This is a genomic window from Kitasatospora sp. NPDC001119, from assembly GCF_053598475.1.
Window position 1 is genome coordinate 86,291 of the sequence record NZ_JBSFKI010000039.1, and the last position, 7,003, is coordinate 93,293.

Below are 7,003 nucleotides of genomic sequence, written 5' to 3' on the forward strand. Positions count from 1 at the left end.
ATGACCAACCCCTTCGACGACCAGGACGGCACCTTCCTCGTGCTCGTCAACGAGGAGAACCAGCACTCGCTCTGGCCCCAGTTCGCGGACGTCCCCGAGGGCTGGACCGTCGTCCACGGCCCCGACACCAACGCCGCCTGCCTGGAGTACGTCGAGAAGTCCTGGACCGACATGCGGCCCAGGAGCCTCGCCGACGCCATGGACACCCGGAAGTAGCGCGGCCCGTAGTGAACCCGACCGACACCACGGACGAGGCCCGCCCCGCGGCGGGCCTCGCCCCGGCCCACGACTTCGCCGCGGACCTGCTCACCCCCGAGGCCCGGCGGGACCCGTACCCCCTCTACGCCCGCATGCGGCGGGAGAGCCCCGTCCACCGCAGCGACCAGGGCATCTGGTACCTCACCCGGTACGCCGACATCGAGGCGGCCCTGGGCGACCTGCGGCTGTCCAACGACCGCGACCGGATGACGCGGGCCTACAGCGCGCTCGGCGGCGACCTGAAGGCCCTGAGCCGGCTCACCGACCGGCTCGGCCGGGTGATGACCAACACCGATCCGCCGGACCACAGCCGGCTGCGCAAGCTGGCCAACCGGGCCTTCACCGCCCGCCGGGTCGAAGCGCTGCGCGACGGCGTCCAGCGGATCGTCGACCGGCTCGTCGACGAGGCGGTCGCGGCCGGGCGGAGCATGGACCTGATCGAGGCCGTCGCCGCCCCGCTGCCGATGTCCGTCGTCTGCGAGCTCTTCGGCATCCCGGAGGAGGACCGGCCGCGGGTCAAGGGCTGGTTCCGCCGCTTCGGCCGGCTCACCGAGGACATCGACAAGTCCGAGGCGGCGATCGACCAGTACGAGGAGTACCTGTCCGGGCTCATCCGGCAGCGCCGGCGCGCGCCGGGCGACGACCTGATCAGCGCCCTGGTCGCCACCCAGGCGCAGGACGAGCGGCTCACCGACTCCGAACTGCTGTCCACCTGCTTCGTCCTGATCACCGCCGGCGACGAGACCACCGCCAACCTGATCAACAACGGCGTCCTCGCCCTGCTGCGCCACCCGGACCAACTGGCCCGGCTGCGGGCGGATCCGGGGCTGATCCGCGGCGCCGTCGAGGAGCTCGCCCGCTACGACACGGTGACCCAGGCGATCGTCCGGGTCGTCGCGGAGGACCTGGAGATCGGCGGACGGACACTGCGGGAGGGGGACCTGGCGTACCTGTTCCTCGCCGCGGCCAACCGTGACCCGGACCGCTTCGAGGACCCCGACCGGCTCGACCTGACCCGCCCCGGCAACCGGCACCTGACCTTCGGCCACGGCCCGCACTTCTGCCTCGGCGGCCCGCTGGCCAAGCTCCAGGCCGAGGTGGCGATCGGCACGCTGGTGCGTCGGCTGCCCGAACTGCGGCTGGCCGACGAGGCGGCGCTGGACTGGCGGCCCAACCCGCTGCAACGGCGGCTGAGCGCCCTCCCGGTCACCTACTGACCATGAACGACGACCACTGACCATGAACGACGACGAAGGAGTACCGACCATGGCCCGAGAGTTCGAGGTCCGCCGGGAACAGGACCTGCCCGCCACGCCCGAACAGGTCTGGGACGCGGTCGCCACCGGCGCCGGCAACCTCGGCTGGCTGTATCCGATGGAGGTCGAGCCGCGCGTCGGCGGGAAGGCCAGCCGGGGCGACTCCACCGTCGTGGCGTGGGAGCCGCCGCGGCGGTTCGCCGTCCGGGCGACCCAGGACGGCGGGTTCTCCAACACGCTCAGCTACCACATCGAGCCCGCCGACGGCGGAACGAGCCACCTGCGGATGGGCATCCACTGGGTGCACACGGGCGTCGTCGACGAGGCCTGGATGTGGGACGCCAAGTCGGACGCGGCCGAGAAGCACGTCGACTTCTACCAGCACGGCCTCGCCGAGTACCTGCGGCACTTCGCCGGCCGCCCCGCCGTCTACGTCAGGGCCCCGCGCCCCGAACCCACCGCCGACCCGGCCGACTTCGCCGCCCTGCGCCTGCGCCTCGGCCTCGCCGCCGACGCGGCCGTCGGCGACCGCCTGCGGATCGACGTCCCCGGTGCGGACGGCGGCCCGGAGGAGGTGGTCGTGGACTGGCTCAGCCCCGACTTCGTCGGCCTGCGCGGCCCGGACGCGCTCTACCGGTTCTTCAACGGCAGCACCTGGAACGTGCCGATCTGGCTCGGCCACCACCTGTTCGCCGAGGACGCCGACGAGCAGCGGGCCACCGCGGCGTGGACCGCCTGGCTCAACGACACCCAAGCCTAGGAACCCCGATGGAAACCTCCACCAGGACACTGCTCTTCGCCGCCGAACTCGTCGAGGAGAACGGCACGTACACGCTGCTCGTCGAGGACGTGCGAACCGGCAGCGTCGAGACCACCCCGGTCCCCAAGGCCATGGTCGACAAGCTCCCGACCTTCCTCTCGGCGCTCGCCGCCAAGCTCAACCCACCGGCGCCGCGCCGCCGTTGGTAGCCCTTCCCGCACCGTGAGGCCGGTGCCGTCCGGGAGCCGCCGCTCCCGGACGGCACCGGCCTCGCCGCGTCCAGCGGCGCTCACCGGCCGGACCGCCCTCGCCGGCGCGGGAGTGGGCCGACTCCGCTCCACGCGGTTAGTTCATATGACGATGCGTCAACAGACGTGGCACTGGCCCGGGTCGAGGTCGTCACGGTCGGTCGAACCCGGTGCAGGGGGCGCGCGACGGGTGTCGAGCGCGGTGGTCGGACCGTTCGTGTGGGCCGCCGGGATGACCTCCCCAGCGTGCCGGACCGACCCGGATGGTGGAGACGGCATAGTCGTCCCGTCGCCCAATGGCGTGTTCACTCCGTCATCCAGAGTCCTGTGCACACCCTGGAGAGTCCTCGATGCCCAAAGTCAGACGTCGCCGGGGCCTGGTCCCGGCCTTCGGGGTGCGGGGCAGTACCGTCCCGGCTCGTCCGTCGAACCGTGCCGCGGCGAAGCGGCGCGGCTGGTCCGGAGCGCTGGCAGCGGTGCTGACGCTGGCACCGCTGTCGCTCGTCCCGCTGATGGCCGCCCCCGCCGCGCACGCCGCCCAGGCCTGCCCGCCCGACCCGGGCTACACCGACTGCCTCGCCTTCACCCACACCGGTGGCGGCCAGGACTTCACCGTTCCCCCCGGTGTCACCTCCGTCCGGGCGAAGGCCTGGGGCGCGGGCGCGGCCGCCGAAGCCGACAGCCCCGCGGGAACGGCCGGCGCCGACCACCGGAGCCGACCGGGGGCCGCCGGCGCCTTCGCGACCGCACTGCTGGACGTGACGCCGGGGCAGCGGCTGACGGTGGTGCCCGGCCAGGGCGGGCGGGCGCACTCCGAGGACCCGAGCTCCCCGGCGGCCCGGACGGCCCTCGGCGGCGGCGCCTCCAGCGTCCTGGCCGACGAGCCGCACGCCTCGGCCCGCACCCTGCTGGCGGCCGACGGCGGTACCTCCCCGAGCGCGGGCGGCGCGGCCGTCGGCTCCGGGGGCGGCGACGTTCCGGCGGGCCTGGCGTCGCACCTGACCGAGCGCCAGTACGTCGCCGGGGCCGGCTTCGGCGGTACCGCTCACCCCGCCGCCTCGGTGAAGCCCGGCGACCGGGACGGACGTGACGGCGGCAACGGCCTCGTGGTGTTGGAGTGGCACGCCCCGGACGCCGCCTCGGCGAAGGCCGCCCCCGTCCAGGGCAACGCCTCGCAGGCCCCGTCCCCGTCGCCGTCCGCCGTGAGCGCCCCAGCGTCCCCGCTGGCCGCGCCGGCCGCATCGTCCGCTGAGAGCGTCCCCCCGTCGGGCACGGCCCCGGCCGGCCACGCGCCCCGGGCACCCGGCCCCCCCTTGGACTGCAGCGGCAACACGATCTACGCCGTCCAGCGCGGCTCCTCGGGCGCCGGTACGGGCACCCTGCTGGCCCTGGCCTCCGGCACCGTCGGCGGCGCCAACGTGACCGCCACGACGGTGAGCACGCTCCCCGCCGGGTCCGGCTTCACGAACGCCCTCGGCATCACGGACGGCGGCACCGCCGCCTACGTGGTCGACCAGACGCCGGCCGTCAGCGGGTCCGTGAACGTGTACGGCTACAACGCGGCCACCGGCGCCTGGACCGTCTACACCGGATCCGCCGGTCCCACCAGCGACTCCTTCGTCGCCGGCGCGGTGAACCCGGTCAACGGCATCTACTACTACGCCAGCTTCGAGCCCGGTACCGCGACCACGCCCGGCGTGGCCACCCTCTACGGGTTCAACACCACCACCAACACCGCGATCCCCGGCGTGATCGGCACGTTCGACCTGCCGGTCACCGGCACCTCCGGCCCCAACGGCGACATCACCTTCGACGCGGGCGGCAACCTCTACATCCTCTCCTCCGTCGGGACCGACGCCGCCATCGGCCGGGTCTCCGCACCGATCCCCACCACGGGGTCGGCCACCGGTGTGCCGCTGACCAGCACGACGCTGAGCACCCTGGACAACCCGACGGACAGGTCCTTCAACGGGGCGGCCTTCGACAACGTCGGCAACCTCTACATCGAGTTCACCTCGGGGACCACCACCTACCTGGAGCGGCTCAACCCGAACACCGGCGCGGTCACGGCCGGTCCCACGCCGTACACCAACAACGCCTTCCTCTCCGTGGACCTCGGCGCCTGCTCCACCAACCCGACCCTGACCCTGCAGAAGGACATCGTCGGCCGGTTCGCCGAGTCGACCACGTCCAACGACCAGTTCACCCTGGAGATCACCGGAGGTGGCGTCACTCAGGGCAACACCGCCACCACGACCGGCACCAGCACGGGCGTACAGTCGCCCCCGGCCGGCCCGGTCATCGCGCTGTCCGGCACCACCTACACCCTCACCGAGACGGCGGCCTCCGGAAGCCTCTCCGACTACACCACCACCTACGACTGCGTCGACACGGCCAACGGCAACGCCCCGATCACCTCGGGCAGCGGGGTGACCACCTTCAACCTGCCGTTCCCGGCGACGGTGGAGGACAAGAACAGCCCGATGGTGCTCTGCACCTTCACGAACACCCCGGTCCCGGTGACGCCCGCGCTCACCATCGTGAAGTCGGCGTCGCCGACGACGGTTTCGGCGGTCGGTCAGGTCGTGGACTACAGCTTCCTGGTGACGAACACCGGGAACGTGACGCTGACGGACGTGACGGTGAACGAGACGGCGTTCTCCGGTTCCGGGGGGCCGCTTGTGGCGGCCTGTCCGCCGGGTGCGGCCTCGCTCGCCCCCGGCGCGTCGGTCACCTGCACGGCGAGCTACACGGTCACCCAGGCGGACCTCAACGCGGGCAGCATCACCAACACGGCGACGGCGACGGGTACGCCGCCGTCCGGCCCGCCGGTCACCTCCCCGCCGTCCAACGCGACCGTCACGGCCACCGCCAACCCGGCCCTCACCATCGTCAAGTCGGTCGACGCGACGGATCTGACGGCGGCGGGCCAGGTGCTGCACTACATGTACCTGGTGACGAACACCGGGAACGTGACGCTGACGAATGTCACGGTGAACGAGACGGCGTTCTCCGGTTCCGGGACGCCGCCGGTGGTGAGCTGCCCGCCTGCTGCGGCCTCGCTCGCCCCCGGCGCGTCGGTCACCTGCACGGCGAGCTACACGGTCACCCAGGCGGACATCGACCGAGGGAAGATCACCAACACCGCGACGGCGACGGGTACTCCGCCGTCCGGCCCGCCGGTCACCTCCCCGCCGTCCTCGACCAGCGTCCCGAACACCCCTGAGCCGGCCCTCACGATCGTGAAGTCGGCGTCGCCGACGACGGTTTCGGCGGTCGGGCAGGTCGTGGACTACAGCTTCCTGGTGACGAACACCGGGAACGTGACGCTGACGAACGTCACCGTGAACGAGACGGCGTTCTCCGGTTCCGGGACGCCGCCGGTGGTGACCTGCCCGCCTGCTGCGGCCTCGCTCGCTCCTGGCACGTCGGTCACCTGCACGGCGAGCTACACGGTCACCCAGAGCGACCTGCAGAGCGGCAAGATCACCGACACGGCGACGGCGACGGGTACTCCGCCGTCCGGCCCGCCGGTCACCTCCCCGCCGTCCACCGTGACCGTCACGGTCACGCCCGCACCGGCGCTCACCATCGTCAAGTCGGTGGACGCGACGGCGCTGACCGGGGTGGGCCAGGTGCTGCGCTACGCGTACCTGGTGACGAACACCGGGAACGTGACGCTGACGGACGTGACGGTGAACGAGACGGCGTTCTCGGGTGCCGGGTCGCCGCCGGTGGTCTCCTGCCCGCCCGCTGCGGCCTCGCTCGCCCCCGGTGCGTCGGTCACCTGCACGGCCGAGTACACCGTGACGCAGGCGGACCTCAACGCGGGCAGCATCACCAACACCGCGACGGCGACCGGTACTCCGCCGTCCGGCCCGCCGGTCACCTCCCCGCCGTCCTCGACCACCGTCCCGAATACCCCTGAGCCGGCGCTCACCATCGCGAAGTCGGCGTCCCCGACGACGGTTTCGGCGGTCGGACAGACGGTCGACTACACGTACCTGGTGAGGAACACCGGGAACGTGACGCTGACGGACGTGACCGTGAACGAGACGGCGTTCTCGGGCGCCGGGTCGCCGCCGGTGGTGACCTGCCCGGCGGGTGCGGCCTCGCTCGCCCCGGGTGCGTCGGTCACCTGCACGGCCGCCTACACGGTCACCCAGGCGGACATCGACCGAGGGAAGGTCACCAACACGGCGACGGCGACGGGCACTCCGCCGTCCGGCCCGCCGGTCACCTCCCCGCCGTCCACCATCACGGTGACCACGAAGGAGGCGCACGGGCACCTGCCGAACACCGGCACCGGCACCGACACCCGGCTCGCAGAGCTGGCCGGGAGCCTCCTGCTCCTGGGCGGCGGCCTGACGCTCGCGACACGCCGCACCCGTCGTCGCGGCTAGCACGACAGCCGCCCAGGTCGGCCTGGCCGGGATCGGCCCGACCGCGGTCGCCGTCGCGGCGGACCTGCGCGGCGGCCT

The 7,003-nt window shown here is 72.9% G+C and carries 5 protein-coding genes; all 5 read left to right on the forward strand.

The features are described 5' to 3' along the window. Positions 1–216 (forward strand): MbtH family protein, encoded by a 216-nt coding sequence (locus ACWDD9_RS35095; RefSeq protein WP_049649155.1) that lies wholly within the window; start codon positions 1–3, stop codon positions 214–216. 11 nt (positions 217–227) lie between these two features. Then, positions 228–1,475, forward strand: a complete 1,248-nt coding sequence (locus ACWDD9_RS35100; RefSeq protein ID WP_449813884.1) for a cytochrome P450 — start codon at positions 228–230, stop codon at positions 1,473–1,475. 49 nt (positions 1,476–1,524) lie between these two features. Continuing rightward, entirely contained in the window at positions 1,525–2,274 is a 750-nt protein-coding gene (locus tag ACWDD9_RS35105; RefSeq protein WP_449813885.1) for an SRPBCC family protein, read from the forward strand. Between the two features lie 8 nt (positions 2,275–2,282). Beyond that, on the forward strand, positions 2,283–2,483 hold the full coding sequence (locus tag ACWDD9_RS35110) for a hypothetical protein (RefSeq protein ID WP_049649157.1): 201 nt from the start codon (positions 2,283–2,285) through the stop codon (positions 2,481–2,483). A gap of 389 nt (positions 2,484–2,872) precedes the next feature. Continuing rightward, positions 2,873–6,925, forward strand: coding sequence for a DUF7507 domain-containing protein (locus tag ACWDD9_RS35115; RefSeq protein ID WP_449813886.1), 4,053 nt, complete (start codon positions 2,873–2,875; stop codon positions 6,923–6,925). Positions 6,926–7,003 lie beyond the last annotated feature (78 nt).

Bases quoted from the DNA above. Each gene is read 5' to 3' on its own strand.
- ACWDD9_RS35115 (WP_449813886.1), top strand. From the start codon at position 2,873: ATGCCCAAAGTCAGACGTCGCCGGGGCCTGGTCCCGGCCTTCGGGGTG.
- ACWDD9_RS35110 (WP_049649157.1), top strand. From the start codon at position 2,283: ATGGAAACCTCCACCAGGACACTGCTCTTCGCCGCCGAACTCGTCGAG.
- ACWDD9_RS35105 (WP_449813885.1), top strand. From the start codon at position 1,525: ATGGCCCGAGAGTTCGAGGTCCGCCGGGAACAGGACCTGCCCGCCACG.
- ACWDD9_RS35095 (WP_049649155.1), top strand. From the start codon at position 1: ATGACCAACCCCTTCGACGACCAGGACGGCACCTTCCTCGTGCTCGTC.